This window comes from Vibrio sp. R11-SG3-ISO9 (genome assembly GCF_059834255.1).
This window is the reverse complement of record NZ_JCBDGU010000043.1, coordinates 302,831-319,358: the sequence shown is the minus strand read 5'-3', so window position 1 is coordinate 319,358 and position 16,528 is coordinate 302,831. Positions and strand designations below refer to the sequence as shown.

Sequence of the window (16,528 nt, the reverse complement as noted above, 5' to 3'; positions counted from 1 at the left end):
ATGATAATGATTATCATATCAAAAAGAAAGGGCATTGAGACTGCGGCGTTGAGGATATCAAATGGACTCGTTTGTTGTATTCACCGCTTGTTGATCGAGTGTCGAAGGAATCGCAAATATTAGGATTAATAAATAGTATGACTCAGTTTTCTCAATCTGTTCCAGAGAGCAAAACGTTAACCTATGAAAGCCAAGGAAAATTCAATCAAGTCGAGATTGTTTGGAGCGACAAAGATGTACCTCGTATCCAAGCTGATAACTATGAAAGCTTAGGACTTGGTTATGGCTATGCTCATGCCCGAGACAGGTTGGTTGAACTTGTTGGTCAGGCGATTGCGATGCGTGGGCAACGCTCTAAATACTATGGTCCAGAAGCTTTCTCCACCCTAGGCTTCCTTAAAACGACCAACCTCAATTCAGATTTAATGTTCAAACTTAGGGGCCCAGATGAATGGGTTAAAGAGGAGTTTGAGCGATTAAACCCAGAGACTCAAGATTACATCTGTGGTTATGTAAATGGCCTAAATTTCTTTGTAGATAGTCTTTCTGAGACACAATACCAGCAGCTCGTTGGTCAAGAACCTATGGTTCGGTTTGAAGTCGATGACGTTGTTCGTTTTGCTATGCGCTTTGGCATAATGAAGGAGTTGATCGAGATTGGGCCACATCTCGTAGATTCGGCCAACTGCAATCATGCCAGTGACTCAAGTGACAGTGTTTCTCCTCATAACACACCCGTTGAAGTCGAAGGGGGCTTTGGCAGTAATGCTTGGGCTTATGGCAGCGAGGTAGTTGAAGGCGATGGTGCTATCCTTGTGGGGAATCCTCATTCAGCTTGGCAGAGAAACCCACATCAACTCCGCATCTACATGCACCAGTGTCACCTGACGATTCCGGGTGAACTTGATGTAGCAGGCTCCACGTTTTTAGGTTTTCCGTTACCACTGACTGGATACAATGCTGACGTCTCTTGGAGTATTTTGGATGCAGCGACAGTCACACCTTATGTTCTGCACCTCATGGACGTCCAACTCGAGCAAGACTCGATTAAGTACTTACTGGACGGTGACTATCAGTCTGCGACCATACGCCGCATTGATATAGAAACCTTGCAAGCATCCGGTGGAACTGTCACGCAATCTTTCGAGTTTGCACAGTCTCACTTAGGGACACTTTTCAAGCTTCCTCAATCACCCAACAAGCCCGCTGGCTGGTATGCCATCACCAATCCGGGAGAGAGAAACGCTAAAGGGCTAGATCAGTTTTTGTCGGCGGCGAAGGCTCGCTCTACTAGAGAGTTTATCGAAAAGATAGAAGATCACCGAGGAGTGCTTTGCCAGCTTGTTGTCGCCGATAGACATGGCGAAGTGGGTTATGTGGTCGCCGGTAATGTTCCACCTATAACCGATGAAGTAATGGCAGATGCTCATGTCGGTATCCAGGGTGTTGCATTTAACGTACTGGATGGAAGCCAAACAAAAAACTCATTCCGCGACCAAAACTTGAGGCCACTGCAGGCGGATAAGTCTTTTTATCCGAACATTGTCACTCGTGGCATTATTCACAATACCAACAACAGCTATAAGTACAGTGTGTTTGGTCAGCAGCAGCCTGATTACCCATCGGTATTTGGTCAGCACAAACAACAGCGCACATTAGCAGCGGCTAGGCTCGACTACGACCCTCGTCTGATCATGTCGTATAAGCGAATCCAAGAGATCAGTGCTAGCGGCAAGATAAGCGCTCAACAAGCGTTAGAGGTGGTTTTTGATAACCGTAACTATGCGGCTGAGACATTTTTAGATTGGATTCTGACTCTAGAGCCAAGTGATTGCTCTGCGCCAGTGAAGCAAGCCTTTCAGGTATTAGCAAGCTGGGATCGCAAGAACAATGCAGACAGTCGAGGCGCACTATTGTTTCATCAGCTGTGGAGCAAGTTGGTTAAGGCTAAATTAGTTAAAGTGACGGGTTTTGGTGACCCAGAGGTGGACTCAGACATTTCAACTTCGCCATCAAGTCAGAAAGTGATCTTGACCTCATTGGAGCAGTCCATTGACGAATTAGAACAACTTGGCTTTGCATTAGATACCGCATGGGGCTGCGTCCTCTATCAGACCGCAGATAATCAAACCATCCCAATGCATGGTGGATCTTATGAGCAAGGTATTCTCAACGGAGAAATGCCTGCTGAGTTAACCCGTGATGGTTTTGCCTACATCTTATTCGGTACAGCCTATCTTCAGTTAACCCAATGGCAAGATGGTGTGATTTGTCCACAGGTGTTACTGGCTCACGGTCAGCGCGATGGAATTGATTCAAAGGCACGCACATGTCAGTTACACATGTTCCTCAATAAGGAAATCTATTCAATGCCTTACAGCCCACAGCAGTGGGAGAGCGCCAATATCGCCAATAAAATCAACCTAATTGGAACAGCCCCTGTTCTCTGAGCAGTTCCAATAAATTCGTTATGTCTAACGTATCTATTTATGAGTATTAACCCTTGATGAAAAAGATAATCTTAACCGCTTTCGCCTTGCTCATAAGCGCCACTTCGACTAACGCAATAGCGTGGCCTAAGAGCTTTGTTAACGCCGATGGAAGCACAACAACGATTCCAACCAAGCCAGTTAGGGTGCTATCGACTTCAGTTACAGTGACTGGAACCTTGCTTGCCATTGATGCCCCTTTAATTGCTACGGCCACCGATACGACTGGAGCGTTTTTTGGACAATGGCAGTCTGTCGCTGAGCAGCGCTCGTTAAAAAAATTATGGCCAGCAGGTAGCGTGAACCTTGAGTCTGCCTATTTAGAGCAGCCAGATCTGATTGTTGTATCGAAATCAGGTGCCGACTCTGCGCTTAATCAAGTTAAAGATCTTCGATCTATTGCCCCAACTATTATCGTCGATTACAGCACGCAATCATGGCAGGAACTCGCCAAGAAGCTTGGTGAAGCTTTGGGTAATGAAAAACATGTTGAAAAGAAAGTCGCCGAATTTGATCAGTTAGTTGCCGATGCTAAGGCTCGATTAGATTTGCCTGATGGTCAGGTTAATATTATCAGTTACCACGGGCCGGGCGTGACCAACGCTGTGGCGAAATCACAAGGGGCGCACGCATTATTGCTTTCAGCTTTAGGGTTTAAGATCGAATCATCAGATGATAGTTGGCATGCGGGCCCAGTCTCTCATAGCGACTTTGCGATGGTTAACTATGAGAAGTTGACCGAACTTAGCGCGGAAACGAGCTTTTTAATTGAGGCGTCTGATGAGCGAGCCCGGAGTTTGATGTCTGATGTGGTATTGAAAAACTTACCATCGGTGAAAAACCAACAAGTATATGGGCTAGGGGAGAACACCTTTAGAGTCGATCTCTACAGTTCCAGAGAGATCGTCAAGAATATGCTTGCGCGATTTGGCCGTTAAGATAACGGCGTTTTTATTGACATGACTCAATTAGTTCACACCGTTGCCCGAAGAAATAAGCGACAGGTCAACCTGATTTTGATGGCTGCCTTTATCTGTTTGCCAGTGTTAATGCTCGTCAGCGTATTCCTAGGCTCTCGAGATATTGCCGTAGCGACAACTCTAGAAGCCTTGGTTCAATTTGACGGAAACAATTCTCAGCATCTCATCGTTCACCATTTACGAATTCCAAGAACCTTACTGGCAGTGATTGTCGGCGCGGCACTCGGGGTTTCGGGCATAATAATGCAAGCGCTCACTCGTAACCCATTGGCTGATCCTGGAATACTGGGTGTTAATGCTGGAGCGATGACCATGATCGTACTGGGCATCTCCCTGTTTGGACTGACGAGTATTTCAACTTATGTTTGGTTAGGGCTGTTAGGTGCGGCAATTACCGGTCTTATGGTTTATCTCATTGCAGGGAAAGGCCGAAAGGTCGATGCCGTGCGTGTCGTCTTATCGGGCACGGCGTTAACGATTATGCTGTTGGCAATTACTAGCTTAATCACTATCAATAGTCACCAAGAAGTGTTTTACCAGTTTCGTCATTGGTCGGTTGGATCACTGCAAGGGCGTGGCTATGATGTCTTGTATCCCGTCTCGCTATTTATTGCAGTCGGGTTGTTGTTGTCTCTCGCATTAGCGAAACCTTTAGACTCTATCGTGTTGGGTTTTGAAAAAGGTCTAACACTAGGCATTAATCCTGCCTATGTATGGGCGGGTTCATTTGTTGTGGTGACCATACTGGCGGGCAGCGCTACTGCAGCAGCGGGCCCTATTAGTTTTCTTGGCTTGACTGCACCTCATATAACCAAGTTAATCGTTGGTACCGACCATAAAAAACTCCTACCTGCCTGTATGCTGATCTCAGCTTTATTACTTCTTATCGCCGATATATTGGGCCGTATAGTCGGTTACCCTGATGAAATAAGTGCCGGCATTATGGTGGCATTGATTGGTGGACCATTTTTCTTGTACTTGATTAGGCGTTAGTGTGTTTACAGTTACAAAAGTGCTTTCCTCTCGATACTTGTACGCTTTGCGATGGAAATCTGCGTCGGTTGTCGTGAACATAAAGAATGTCTCCATTGCTTTTATTATGGCTTTGAGTTTATGTCTTCTGACCTTGTTCGCGCTCAGTGTCGGTAAATTACCTATGACTATTCAGCACGTTTTGGAGATTTTACTATCTTCGGAGCGTGCTGAAGCGGGCTTTCAAGCCAAAATAGTGTGGGATATTCGATTGCCAAGAATCGTTACTGCCGTATTTGCGGGTGCTGCATTAGGGGCTTCTGGTGCTATTTTCCAATCTATCTCTCGAAATCCATTGGGTTCTCCCGACATTATCGGCTTCACGTCAGGGGCGGCTGCTGGGGCACTCATTCAAATCATCTACTTTGCTGGTGGATCTCTTCAAGTCGCAATTGGAGCGATTGTTGGTGGGCTCGCAACCGCTGTGGTCGTATTGGTTCTGTCCTATCAAGGCGGCGCCATAAAGCGTCAAAACCTAGTGTTAACCGGTATTGGCGTTGGCGCGATACTCAGCGCATTCAATGGCCTGCTTTTGGTGAAAGGAGATATCGATAGCGCGATTACTGGAAATTTGTGGCTGGCTGGGTCTCTGCATGCCAGGACATGGCAGCACGCACTTCCAGTCGTGTTTGGCGTCGTTTTACTATTGCCTTTAATCAAGCTGTTTACAGCGGCAATGGCTGGATTAGAACTTGGCGAGTTGCGTGCTCAGTCGGTAGGCATTCGGATTCTATGGCTCCGCTTGATTATGACGTTGATCGGTGTCGCACTCGCTGCTTTGGCAACGGCAGCGACTGGGCCCATTGCTTTTATCGCTTTAGCAGCTCCACAATTGATGGCTCGATTAAGAAATACCGCAAACTTACCTATTATTTCTTCTGCACTGATGGGCGCATTAATACTACTGATTGCGGATCTTATCACCCAATTGATACCAATAGACCTGAACTTGCCAATAGGCCGAGTGTGCGGAATTATTGGCGGGGTTTATTTACTGTGGCTTATTATCAGAAGCCGATAACGAATAACGTATTATGACTATTTTGGATTCTGCAATGGATGGAAACCCAACCCTTAGCGCTGAAAATCTCACGCTTGGATACGGCTCAAAAATCATATGTGAAGCACTCGATGTCACTATCCCGACAGGGAAATTAACGGTCATTGTTGGGCCAAATGGCTGCGGAAAGTCGACGCTTCTGAAAAGTCTGTGTCGCTTACTAACACCAAAGCAGGGAAGTGTCATTCTCAATGGTAAACAGATCCAGAGCATGCCAAGCAAAGAGGTCGCTAAACGGCTAGGTTTCCTACCTCAAAGTTCGCCTACCCCTGAACGGGTGACCGTTGAAGAGCTAGTCGCACGAGGTCGTCATGCTCATCAAGGACTGTTTAGCCAGTGGAGCATAGAAGATGAGCAAGCGGTAAAGCAAGCGATGCAAGTCACTCGAGTTGTAGAGTTTGCCGAGCATACGGTTGATGCTTTGTCTGGCGGTCAACGGCAGCGGGTATGGATTGCGATGTTGCTTGCACAGCAAACGCCAATTCTGATGCTAGATGAGCCAACGACCTATTTAGATATCTCCCACCAACTTGAGTTACTTGAACTATTTAAGCTGCTCAAACAACAACGGGGTAACACTATCGTTGCTGTATTGCATGATCTGAACCAAGCCTGTCGTTATGCCGATAATTTGATTGTGTTGAGTGGTGGAAAAATTGTTGCTCAAGGCGAACCAGAAGATCTAATGACTGAATCTTTGGTTAAGCAAGTGTTCGGCCTAGATAGCTTAATCATTCCAGATCCGGTCACAAGCTCGCCGATGATTGTGCCTAAAGCCCCTTTGATACCGGATGTTGTATGAGGTGAGTTAACTGGTTTTTACCTAAGCCCTTTAGCTTGGTAACAATATAGATCTCCAAATTAACCTGATGATTTTCCAATGAATCATCAGGTTTTTTCGTACTCAAACCAGTGCCTATCTCGCGAAGTTCTCTGTCATAAACTATTCCAATCATTCAATTCATTTGCCCGTTCGAAAAGCACAAATTCAGAAGTATGTAATGACAACCCTTAGTAATATACGCTCCGTAGATGAGAATGGTTATCAATATAATAAATTGTATATATCGGTAACTAAGCCATAAAAATCAAGGGCATGGGCTATTAATGGTAAGTCTGTATCAAGGCTAAATACTGATATAGAGCATGACCTTATAACTAATGTCACGTGACTTACGTGTCGGAAAACTAACAAAGCAGTGCGAAGCCGTATTCCTAAGAACCCAGTATCGAGGTCAAGCAAGCCATTAGTGCTTGTAATACGGCGACCGGCAAACTCTAGGAGAATGACCAAATGGAATTAGTGCGCATGGAGCGCTTAGCGAAAAGCCAGCCAAACAGACACCCTCTCAGTACCCTCGCAGCATCCATTGCCTTTGCTTGTATTGGTATGCAAGCGGGAGTTGCCGTTGCCGCAGAAGAGACCAAAGACGGTGTAGTACCAACAATGGTGGTATACGGTGACAAATCTGAACGCTCACTCCAAGAAACCAGCGCAAGTGTTGTCGTTTATGACCAAGACTCAATGCAGGAAAAAGGTATTAATACCACTCAAGACTTATTGAGAATGAGCCCAAACATTGTTGATACTGGTTATGGTAACCAGATCGCGACAGTGCGAGGTGTTGATGGTTCTGGCCCTGGCGTAGGGGCAGCAGCCTTTATTTCAGGTTCTAAACCACGACTCAATGTTTCTTTAGATGGGCGCTCACTGACCTACAACGAACTCGCATATGGGCAAAACTCCATGTGGGATATGCAGCAAGCAGAGGTGTACCTTGGCCCACAAAGCTATATTCAGGGTCGAAACTCGATTGCCGGAACCGTAGTCTTGAGATCTAACGCTCCTGTTTTTGAGCGTCAGTTTTCGGTGAAAGGCGGATTGGGAAACAATAACTTCCAGCAGACTGCCATCGTATACAACGATGTTCTTGTAGATGATCAGGTGGCATTTCGTATTAGTGCTGATAGGCAGTATCAAGAAAGCTCTGTAGCACTGGTAAGCTATGAGCCTGCAGGCGATCCGAAAGAAATTGAATCAAATGTTATTCGAGCTAAGTTGCTGGTCGAGCCAAGTAAAATCCCTGATTTGTCCTCAACACTTACCATTTCCTACAACGACCATCGTGCTCCTCAAGGGGAGTATGAGCCGGATGACTCGCCGTTTGCTCCATTCCCTTCTAAGCGTCCGGTGTCTGAAGGAAATACGAATAGCTACGTTTGGGACTTAACTTACGGTGTGACATCGAACGTTGAGTTGGCGTTTAACACCAACTATAGCGATTTCGAAATTAAACGACTTGTTCCGACAGGAGATAGATTCACGGCAGAGATTCAAGGTAAGGAGTACCATATTGAGCCAACGCTTAGATATGTTTCAGATTCAGAGCAGTTGGACCTTTTAGTAGGAGCAAGGTATTTCAGTAACAGTCAAGACGACTTTATTGATGGTATGGGCTCTTACGAGGATGAAACTAAGACCCAATCTGCTTACTTACAAGCCATTTATAACCTAACCTCTAGCGTGGTACTAACGGCGGTCGGTCGCTATGAAAGTGAGAAAAGATTTAGGAAGGGCGGTACGGGTCCATTTGCGCTAGAGCTAGATAAGACCTTTGACGACTTCTTACCGAAGTTAGCCTTGGCTTGGAACGTAGATAAAAATAATACCTTTGGTGTGAGTGCTGCAAAAGGGTTCGGCTCAGGTGGTGCTGGGGTAGATTTCATTGCACGCTCAACCTACATGTTTGATGAAGAGTCTGTCTGGAACTATGAGTTCTTTACGCGTCATCGCTTGATGGACCAAAGCCTTCAACTGACAACCAACGTGTTCTATAACGACTACGAAAATCTGCAACAGTTAACCGGCGCAGAGATTTCAAACTTGGATGACGCGAAGTCTTATGGTGCCGAGGCCACAGTGGATTGGTATGCAACACAAGACTTGAGCTTCTTTGCTAATCTAGGCGTACTGAAAACTGAAATTAGCGATAGCACGCAGAGCATCTATGATGGCAAAGAGTTTGCTCGTGCACCTGGGTTTACCGGAGTAACGGGACTGAACTACTGGATTGGTGACTTTGAGTTGAATGGTAACGTTCAGTATGTTGGTGATTACTACTCAACGACAGATAATGATGAAGTAGGAAAGATTTCTGGTTACACGACCACAAATGCTTCGATTGCTTATTTCTTTGACTATGGTCATGCCAAACTGTTCGCGAACAACCTGTTCGATTCTGATGACGTCATACTCTACGAAGCTCGAGGCGTGGTATACACAGACTCGCCGTTACTCCAAAAAGCGCGCACGGTCGGTTTATTGGTACAGCTTGATTTTTAATCTAAACACAAGCCAGCATTGATAATGCTGGCCTCTTTTTAGCGCAAAAAACGCCTAGGAAGTCTGCATTGCGGTACCAATCGACTTGCTCTCAGAGTGGGTAGAGCTGCGATTGTTAACACCATTGAATCGCGTGTTAACTCACTCTCCTCTGTTTCTAAATCAACCATTTTTACGCCATTTTTAAGTGCTCACTTATGTTTCGAAATCCTCTTTTTAATAATGTTCATGACAAAAAGATAGAGATAGATAGCGGCTGGTTATTGGGAAGCGTGAACCGCAATAACAATATCTCAGTCTTTAAAGGTATTCCTTTTGCGGCGCCGCCCGTTGGTAATTTACGTTGGGCCGCGCCAGAACCTGTTGAAAAATGGCAAGAGATACGCAACGCCAAGGAATACGGCGCATCGAGTATCCAAACGCCGCCTGAAAAAGGCTCTTTCTATCAAAAAGAGTTTCTGCCCAAACCGCATGTCTATGATGAGGATTGTTTATATCTCAATGTATGGGCACCAGAGGCTAAAACTGATGAACAGCGACCCGTTTTGGTCTGGTTTTATCCTGGTGGTTTTGTTTGGGGATCGGGCAGTGATGACTCGATTGATGGAACGGCACTGGCTAAAAAGGGCTTAGTGGTGGTCACTATAAACTACCGAGTGGGTGTTCTAGGTTTTATGGCACATCCAGGACTCACACAGGAATCGCCGAATCACATATCGGGTAACTACGGTCTACTGGATCAAATCGCTGCATTGAAATGGGTTCAGCGCAACATCGCGCAGTTTGGAGGCGACAAAAGTAACATCACCATTTCAGGATTGTCGGCAGGTGCAATCAGTGCGCACCTTTTGTCCGCGTCGCCGAAGGCAAAGGGCCTGTTTCATAAGATTATTGCACAAAGTGGCTCTGTATTTGCGATGAAAGGGCATGCAACGCTTGAGAGCAATGAAGCGGCAGGTATTCGATACGCGAACAGTTTAGGCGTGAATTCTATTCATGAACTTAGAAAGCTCTCCCCTGAAGAGTTGATGGCACAACCTTATAAAGCTTGGCCAGTTGTTGATGGTTGGTTACTGCCCGAGAGCGTATCTAGCGTGTATGAAAGAGGGCATCAAATTGATGTACCTATGTTGGTAGGTGGTACATCAGATGAAGCGGCGACCATACCACCTAATGCAATCAAACTAGACACATTCGAGTTTGGCGTGACAAGCTTGTTTGGTGACTATACACAAGAGTATCTAAAGCTGTATCCAGCCAAAACCGATGGCCAAGCTATGGAAAACTTCGTTTTGGCTAAAACCGAGTCAATTCACTGGGCGGCGCGAAAATGGGCATTTCAACAAAACAAGTCGGGCACCGAACCTATTTATCTTTATTCATTTAATAAAACTCCACCCGGTGAATTTAGCTCGCAGCACGGAGCGTATCACATGGGCGATTTAGTCTATGCTTTTAATAATCTTGATACCGTCGATAGGCCTTGGACGAGAGAGGATAGAGAGTTATCTGAATTAATGTCGAGCGCTTGGGTTAACTTTGCAAAAACAGGTAGTCCAAATGGTGGTCAATTGCATTTGTGGCCTGTGTATTCGACTAAAGACGATATCGTCATGGTATTTGATAGCAAAACCGAAGCGAAAGTTGATAAACGAAATAAAGCGTTACACCGACTATTCGACAAAGAATTTGCAACGAATAAAGGCTATATGAAGTTATAGGCTTGAACCCGTTTGGTAGCCTTATCAATGTCTTCTGGAGTCATGACTGTTGGCAATTTTCTTGATTTATCTGAGTGTCGAAACTGCATATCAAGTTTTACGGGTTCTTGAATAATCTTTTTGTATAAGAAGACTAATGCATTGAGAGCCAGACTTTGCGTTTTCCTTACCGACTTTTTGTTAACAACCAGATACGTTAGAAAATCCTCTACATGCTTGGAGGTTAAGCTCTTTGGGTGCTTTTATCATGATAAAGAATGTATTGGTGAATCCAATAAATATACGCCTCCGTTGGATGAAGGGTATAGTGTCGTCCCAGTATACGTTCTTGTATATACGACAAAAATGGTGATTTTTTCATTGAACTTTAACTGGTTATGCACACATAGGTTTCCAGCTTGGCACACCAATTTATATTATATAGAAAAATTCTGTATTTTGAGATGTAGGCAGATAGCTGTAGTGCTTAAGTTACTGTTAGTTTTCATAAAAACGGGGTATCGTTGACGTTATTAAGATACTAGGCAGAATAATTCTGTATTTAAGCGCAGAATTTTTCTGCCTAATATAGCTGTTATGTTTTTGGAGAAGCTCATGAATCACTGTTGTGATCAAATGAACTATGCATTGACTTTAGACTGCGACCAACATCAAGATGAGTTTTCATGTCCCGACGTTCTAATACTACATTTAGAAAAATTTGATGAGTACGGAATTATAATCCGGGATGGTAGCTGTAGCTTTTCAATGATTAATTACTGTCCTTGGTGTGGGGTTAATTTGCCTGAGTCTAAGCGTGATTTGTGGTTTGATACGTTAGAAAAACTAGGATTTGATGATCCTAGTGAACAGGATATTCCTGAAGAGTTCAATACAAGTAAATGGTACCAAACATAACAAAGCGTTTAAGACAGATTCGCAATGCTCGGCACTTTCGGCTTGAATTGGCTTTAGTGTTTACGGCACAAACTTTAAGTCGGGTGGTATTGCGTTGCTCACCCCTTTACAGGGCTACATGGATTCCCCCGGTTGTCAAACATCCGCTAAACTTATGTTGATGGGTTTTGGACTGCCGCTCTACATTCGGCCTACTTATCGACGATTCGCATACGTCGTGGCCCTGATGACTTTGCGCGACTGCGGTGCCTTATTCGTTAGATGACATCGAGTGTGTCCGCCGCATTAACAGGCTCTCCGCAAGTGGTCTTAACCTATCTCCATCATTAGCGTCTGCAATGACCCGGTGGGTTTAACTCTTTATGCTGCTTAAGTTTCTACTCAAGCAGCATAGTTTTCATATTCGGTTTGATTGTGTAAAAGCGACCATATAATTCGTGCGTTCTTTGCGGCAAGTGCCACTATCGCTCGATTCATTCCTCTGCGCTCCAGAACGCCTCGACACCACTGACTTAGCTTATCTTGCTTGTCACCAAGGTTGGCAATCACGGTCCTTGCGCCGTGAACTAATAGTGTTCGTAAGTATTTATCACCGTGTTTGGTTATCCGACCTAACCGAGGCTTTCCTCCTGTGGAATATTGCTTTGGTACTAAGCCTAGCCAAGCAGAGAAGTCGCGACTTTTATCAAATTGAGAGCCGTTACCTATTGAAGCGAGTATCGCTGTTGCGGTTTGTGGCCCAATACCTCGGACCTTCATCACTCGCTGGACATTAGTGCTGACCTTGGCAAAAGAATCGAAGACTTGTTCAGTATCGGCGATACGTTGGTTGAGTTCGCCAAGGTGATGATAAGCATCAGCTATCAATGTTCTTGCAAGGAGTGGCAGTTCATTTTCTGCACCTTCGAGCATTAAGGGAACCTGTTTCATCAATGAAGAACGACCAACAGGAATGATTAAGCCGAATTCCGAAAGCAGAGCACGCATGCGATTCATAAGCGCGGTGCGTTCACGAACCCAATGCTCTCTCATTCTATGTACAGATAGGATGGCTTGCTGTTCGGGGGATTTTACGGGCACAAAGCGAGTTGAGGGTCGCTGAACAGCTTCGCAAATAGCAACAGCATCATTAAGGTCGTTCTTTCCCTTAGTTCGATAAGGAATTACGTATTTAACAGCCATAATGTGGGCGTCATGACCCAGTTTATTGAGTGTTCTAGCCCAATAATGTGCACCACTACACGCTTCAACACCTATACGCATGAGTGGCATATTTGCTATTGTAGTCAATAGTTTAGAGCGTGTTACTGACTTATGAAGTATGACTTTACCATTTTGGTCTACGGCATGAAGGCTAAAGTGGTTTTTAGCTAGGTCGATACCGCAAAAATAAGAATAATCAGACATGGTGCCTCCGATGCATTTAAGTACCACATAAGTGTGGCAGATCCTCGGTAGGGGGGAATCCATGTCATTCGTTATGGCACTAAAGGAGTACAGAGTGAAAATAGGTATTGTTCAGATGCAAATGAGATGGACTGTTGCACAAAACCTTACGACGATATCTGGGTATATTAAAAGGTTAGATGTCCTAGATGTCCTAATTTTCCCTGAACTTGCATTAAGTGGCTTTCATAGAAATATAGAAGCTGAGTCTAAAGAGATTTTAATTCAAAATGCCATAGTCGAACTACAAAATTTAGCGAAAAAGTATCGAACAAGTTTGTTTTTTGGTGCACCTAAAGTAGTTGGCTCAAATGTGTTCAATAGTTATTTGTGCATCAGTAAAAATGGTCAGGTCATCGCACAATGGGACAAGGTTGGATTAACTGAAAGTGAATCCCAGTTTTTTGCTAAAGGTAGCAATAGATACGTGTTGGATCTTGATGGTACTCGCTGTACCACGGTAATTTGTAGAGAAGTCGAGGATGCAGATTGGTTTATCTCTCAAGTTCGTTCCTGCTCTCCAGAAATCATAGTTTGGCCTAGCTATATCAGCCGAAGTGGCAATGACGATACCTTAACGGGCTATTATTCAATGGCTTCTGAAATAGCTAAGGAACTCGATGCATTTGTTCTACAGTGTAACTGGCCACAAGCGCTCAACGATCAGAACATTTGTGGATTAGGAGGTAGCCGTATATTTGGAACCGATGGTCAATGTCTTTTGTCCATGCCTGTAGACCAACTTGCGATAAGTATCTTGGAGTTTTCTAAGGGGGCGTTGAGATCAGTTGAGACTATGAGTTCACTGGAAACCGCGTTATAACAGATTGTTCAAGAGTGATTCGGCACGCTGGACATTTTTATTATGCGTGAGTTTTAGTGATTAAGGTGTTTTGCGGCGGCATCGGAATTGCGTTGCTCATCCTTTTGCGGAACATTATGTGTTTATAGGGTTCAAATGGAAATTTTCGAGATTCAACTAGGAAACTCAATCGGTCCAGTCAAGCTCGGTATGACAGAAACTGAAGTGCGCAATGCTATCGGAGATCCTGATTGCATCTATGGTCATCGCCATCATTTTTTAGACGGTCTCATGGTCGATTTTGATAATGAAGGAAGAGTTGAGTTCATTGAAGCCGCTGCGTCTGAGTTGTTTTCAACTACATTGCTTGGTTTTGACGTACATAGGACATTAGCGACTAATGTGCTCGAACGAATTCAGCTAGAAGGTAACTATGATCATTCTGATCCAGAGTTAGGCTATAGCTACGTATTTGAAGAGCTTCAGTTATCTTTCTGGCGTCCAACTCTTCCTGACTTAGAAGAAGGTGAAGGGTTGTACTTTCAATCGGTTGCAATTGCTTCGGAGGGTTACTTTGAGTAAAGACATAACAAACTGCTAAAGACGGACTATCAACGCTCGGCAATTTTGGTTCTAGTTTGGTAAAGTGTTTACGGCAGCAAGTTTAAGTATCGTGTTATGCGTCGCTAGCCACTTGGCAGGGCGTTATGTGGCTGGAGAAAAATGAAGTTTAAAGCACCAATTTTCTTTTTAATTGCACCTCCAGTCCTTTTTGGACTGATTTGGGCATATCAAGCTTTTGAAACTGGTCAAACGATTAACCAAATTTTCATGTTGCGTACCGATAATAACAGCCTGCTGGTATGGATAGGGAAAATGTCCATAGCAGGTTTTTTTAATAGCTTTGCTTTAGAGAATTTCTACCCTAACTATCAAAATAAAAGTGTTTCGGTTCAGAGGCTTATTAATATTATAGGTTTTGCACTTTTTCTTGCCGTAGTTAGCACAATAATTTGGGTACTATTTCTAGGCGTGCAGCTATGAAGCCACATAACAATTGTTCAAGAGTGATTCGGCACGCTGGACATTTTTAGTATGCGTTATTTTCAGCGGTTAAGGTGGCATGCGGAAGCTTAGGTATTGCGTGCCTCACATCTTTACAAGGAGTTAGCTTTCTAGGGAGAAACAATGAGAATCAGACAAATTAAGGCGTACCGAGTAACGTCAATTATTTCTTTGCTGTTAGGCATTACCGCACTACAGGAATTATATATAAGCGAAAACCTATTAATTATTGGTTTTTCTGCCGGTGTGCTTGGTACTTTGTTGCTAGGTAGTGCTGGGCTTTTTACGGTATTTCGATTTGTTTCTGCGTTTGTGAAGGGAACAAGTTTAAGCCTGTCTAGTCGTGTTCTAGGGTGTATTTATTCGGCCCTACCAGTTTTACTTTGGTACTTATGCAACGTTAAGTTCATATTGGTGCCTGCGGTGAATGCTAAGGAGCTTTCAACCTTCTTTATTCCATCGGCTTTAGCTGTGTTAAATGGAGTTACAGGGGTAATCTTATTCTTCGGAGTCGTTAAAATAAATAACAAACTTCTAGGGAAAGTATCGGGCTAACAAGTATTTACGGCGCCGTGTTCTATCCTAAAAGTAACGCTTTATGGAGGTCAGTATGAATATCAAAGAGTCTGATTGGAAAATCTTTTGTGAGATAAAGAGGGAAGCAGCGCAGGTGTTTTGTACTCGACAGCTAGATGAAGCCATCAAAACGATTACTGATGAGTCTGAGCCTGTAGGGGAAAGGTTCAACTTTATGTGTCAGCACTCAAAAGAATCTCAAAACCGAATGAAGTTTATTTTTGATGGTCACTCTCGAAGCCGTGCATTTATTCAGCTTATGCAAATGTGTGAGGACGGTTTGGTTGCACCAGAACAATTTGAACGCCTTTCAGAGGAACTCAAAAAAGACATTACAAGTATTATAGAAAGCAGAGCTTAAGAAGATAACTAGGCTACTTTCTTTTTTGTAGAACCACCATATCTCTTTGGGTCTTTGTCAATGCACAGTAATCTGCTGAGGCAAACAGCGATAACCATCTCAACATTCCCCTCTCTCTATTTACTAATTCTGATCTCTTCCAAAAAAGTGTTATCTAGAGTGTACTCATTCAGTGTACTGCGCGAGATTTACAACGTTTTTGAGGTATCAGAAACGGTGAAACCCCGATGTTGGTAGCATCGGGGTTTCGAATTTTTAGATTTATCGATTGGTAAGGTCGATTTATCTTTTATGCAAAAGGTTGGATTTATCCAACTAATTCCTTGGTAGGGAATTAGATGCGGATGAAGTCCATGTGCTCAACTTTTGGCTTGTAAGCGTGACGTTGAACGTCTTGTGGCTTAACCTTAACTTCTGCGCCGTCGATCACTAGAGTGATTGCTTCGTAGAATTCAGGCTTGTCCATTTGGTTGATCACTTCGTCGTGTGCTAGCGCGATAGAAACTGGCGCTGCTTCACCACCGTAAACAACTGCTGGGAATTGACCAGCGTGACGTAGGCGGCGGCTCGCACCTTTACCTAGTTCAGTACGTACTACTGCTTCGAATTTCATAGTTTTACTCTCAAATTAGTAAAAATTAAGTTCACACCTCAATGCGACCTTGAGTGTGTGGTAATGCTCAACATAAACAAGTTCATGTTTGAGCGAGCGCGGATACTAACACTCTATTCTAGATTGAGCAAGCAAGATCCCCA

The 16,528-nt window shown here is 44.1% G+C and carries 15 protein-coding genes and 1 pseudogene; 13 read left to right on the top strand and 3 right to left on the bottom strand.

What is annotated here, in order from left to right; genetic code table 11:
* Positions 1–137: 137 nt before the first annotated feature.
* The 7 genes from AC6R05_RS15005 (at position 138) to AC6R05_RS14975 (ending at position 10,625) form a co-directional block, all read left to right on the top strand.
* A complete protein-coding gene (locus AC6R05_RS15005; protein ID WP_500647866.1) occupies positions 138–2,450 on the top strand; it encodes a penicillin acylase family protein in 2,313 nt (770 codons plus the stop codon).
* Between the two features lie 56 nt (positions 2,451–2,506).
* The gene (fepB, locus tag AC6R05_RS15000) at positions 2,507–3,427 is read left to right on the top strand and encodes a Fe2+-enterobactin ABC transporter substrate-binding protein (protein WP_500647865.1); all 921 of its coding nucleotides are present in this window, start codon (positions 2,507–2,509) and stop codon (positions 3,425–3,427) included.
* Positions 3,428–3,448: 21 nt separating this feature from the next.
* Positions 3,449–4,462: a FecCD family ABC transporter permease gene (locus AC6R05_RS14995; RefSeq protein ID WP_500647864.1), complete on the top strand. Its 1,014-nt coding sequence runs from the start codon at positions 3,449–3,451 to the stop codon at positions 4,460–4,462.
* A 1-nt stretch (position 4,463) separates the two neighbouring features.
* Entirely contained in the window at positions 4,464–5,522 is a 1,059-nt protein-coding gene (locus tag AC6R05_RS14990) for a FecCD family ABC transporter permease (RefSeq protein ID WP_500647863.1), read from the top strand.
* Positions 5,523–5,556: 34 nt separating this feature from the next.
* Positions 5,557–6,363 carry an ABC transporter ATP-binding protein gene (locus AC6R05_RS14985; RefSeq protein ID WP_500647951.1) on the top strand — a complete coding sequence of 269 codons (807 nt, stop codon included), beginning with the start codon at positions 5,557–5,559 and terminating at the stop codon, positions 6,361–6,363.
* 492 nt (positions 6,364–6,855) lie between these two features.
* Positions 6,856–8,904: a TonB-dependent receptor gene (locus AC6R05_RS14980; protein ID WP_500647862.1), complete on the top strand. Its 2,049-nt coding sequence runs from the start codon at positions 6,856–6,858 to the stop codon at positions 8,902–8,904.
* A gap of 197 nt (positions 8,905–9,101) precedes the next feature.
* The gene (locus AC6R05_RS14975) at positions 9,102–10,625 is read left to right on the top strand and encodes a carboxylesterase/lipase family protein (RefSeq protein WP_500647861.1); all 1,524 of its coding nucleotides are present in this window, start codon (positions 9,102–9,104) and stop codon (positions 10,623–10,625) included.
* A gap of 20 nt (positions 10,626–10,645) precedes the next feature.
* Here AC6R05_RS14975 and AC6R05_RS14970 read toward each other — a convergent pair.
* Positions 10,646–10,986, bottom strand: a pseudogene (locus AC6R05_RS14970) (phage integrase N-terminal SAM-like domain-containing protein); the annotation flags it as partial.
* A 233-nt stretch (positions 10,987–11,219) separates the two neighbouring features.
* On the opposite strand from AC6R05_RS14970, the gene AC6R05_RS14965 reads away from it, so the two are divergent.
* Entirely contained in the window at positions 11,220–11,522 is a 303-nt protein-coding gene (locus AC6R05_RS14965) for a DUF6980 family protein (RefSeq protein ID WP_500647860.1), read from the top strand.
* Positions 11,523–11,903: 381 nt separating this feature from the next.
* Here AC6R05_RS14965 and AC6R05_RS14960 read toward each other — a convergent pair whose 3' ends face one another.
* A complete protein-coding gene (locus AC6R05_RS14960; protein ID WP_500647859.1) occupies positions 11,904–12,929 on the bottom strand; it encodes an IS110 family RNA-guided transposase in 1,026 nt (341 codons plus the stop codon).
* Between the two features lie 94 nt (positions 12,930–13,023).
* On the opposite strand from AC6R05_RS14960, the gene AC6R05_RS14955 reads away from it, so the two are divergent.
* The 5 genes from AC6R05_RS14955 to AC6R05_RS14935 all read left to right on the top strand — a co-directional run bounded on the left by AC6R05_RS14955 (position 13,024) and on the right by AC6R05_RS14935 (position 15,772).
* Entirely contained in the window at positions 13,024–13,791 is a 768-nt protein-coding gene (locus tag AC6R05_RS14955) for a carbon-nitrogen hydrolase family protein (RefSeq protein WP_500647858.1), read from the top strand.
* Between the two features lie 135 nt (positions 13,792–13,926).
* Positions 13,927–14,352, top strand: a complete 426-nt coding sequence (locus AC6R05_RS14950; RefSeq protein ID WP_500647857.1) for a hypothetical protein — start codon at positions 13,927–13,929, stop codon at positions 14,350–14,352.
* A 141-nt stretch (positions 14,353–14,493) separates the two neighbouring features.
* Positions 14,494–14,814 carry a hypothetical protein gene (locus AC6R05_RS14945; protein WP_500647856.1) on the top strand — a complete coding sequence of 107 codons (321 nt, stop codon included), beginning with the start codon at positions 14,494–14,496 and terminating at the stop codon, positions 14,812–14,814.
* 144 nt (positions 14,815–14,958) lie between these two features.
* Entirely contained in the window at positions 14,959–15,390 is a 432-nt protein-coding gene (locus AC6R05_RS14940; protein WP_150868868.1) for a hypothetical protein, read from the top strand.
* Positions 15,391–15,445: 55 nt separating this feature from the next.
* Complete coding sequence (locus AC6R05_RS14935) at positions 15,446–15,772, top strand: hypothetical protein (protein WP_500647855.1); 327 nt, start codon at positions 15,446–15,448, stop codon at positions 15,770–15,772.
* A 334-nt stretch (positions 15,773–16,106) separates the two neighbouring features.
* On the opposite strand, the gene rplY is transcribed toward AC6R05_RS14935, so the two are convergent.
* Positions 16,107–16,385, bottom strand: coding sequence for a 50S ribosomal protein L25 (gene rplY / locus AC6R05_RS14930; RefSeq protein WP_032552189.1), 279 nt, complete (start codon positions 16,383–16,385; stop codon positions 16,107–16,109).
* Positions 16,386–16,528: the final 143 nt, after the last annotated feature.

What these genes read in the sequence shown, in the direction of transcription:
- AC6R05_RS15005 (WP_500647866.1), top strand. Translation starts at nt 138, where the DNA reads ATGACTCAGTTTTCTCAATCTGTTCCAGAGAGCAAAACGTTAACCTAT.
- AC6R05_RS14985 (WP_500647951.1), top strand. Translation starts at nt 5,557, where the DNA reads ATGGATGGAAACCCAACCCTTAGCGCTGAAAATCTCACGCTTGGATAC.
- AC6R05_RS14950 (WP_500647857.1), top strand. Translation starts at nt 13,927, where the DNA reads ATGGAAATTTTCGAGATTCAACTAGGAAACTCAATCGGTCCAGTCAAG.
- fepB (WP_500647865.1), top strand. Translation starts at nt 2,507, where the DNA reads ATGAAAAAGATAATCTTAACCGCTTTCGCCTTGCTCATAAGCGCCACT.
- AC6R05_RS14935 (WP_500647855.1), top strand. Translation starts at nt 15,446, where the DNA reads ATGAATATCAAAGAGTCTGATTGGAAAATCTTTTGTGAGATAAAGAGG.
- AC6R05_RS14960 (WP_500647859.1), bottom strand. Translation starts at nt 12,929, where the DNA reads ATGTCTGATTATTCTTATTTTTGCGGTATCGACCTAGCTAAAAACCAC.
- AC6R05_RS14945 (WP_500647856.1), top strand. Translation starts at nt 14,494, where the DNA reads ATGAAGTTTAAAGCACCAATTTTCTTTTTAATTGCACCTCCAGTCCTT.
- rplY (WP_032552189.1), bottom strand. Translation starts at nt 16,385, where the DNA reads ATGAAATTCGAAGCAGTAGTACGTACTGAACTAGGTAAAGGTGCGAGC.
- AC6R05_RS14940 (WP_150868868.1), top strand. Translation starts at nt 14,959, where the DNA reads ATGAGAATCAGACAAATTAAGGCGTACCGAGTAACGTCAATTATTTCT.
- AC6R05_RS14965 (WP_500647860.1), top strand. Translation starts at nt 11,220, where the DNA reads ATGAATCACTGTTGTGATCAAATGAACTATGCATTGACTTTAGACTGC.
- AC6R05_RS14995 (WP_500647864.1), top strand. Translation starts at nt 3,449, where the DNA reads ATGACTCAATTAGTTCACACCGTTGCCCGAAGAAATAAGCGACAGGTC.
- AC6R05_RS14975 (WP_500647861.1), top strand. Translation starts at nt 9,102, where the DNA reads ATGTTTCGAAATCCTCTTTTTAATAATGTTCATGACAAAAAGATAGAG.
- AC6R05_RS14980 (WP_500647862.1), top strand. Translation starts at nt 6,856, where the DNA reads ATGGAATTAGTGCGCATGGAGCGCTTAGCGAAAAGCCAGCCAAACAGA.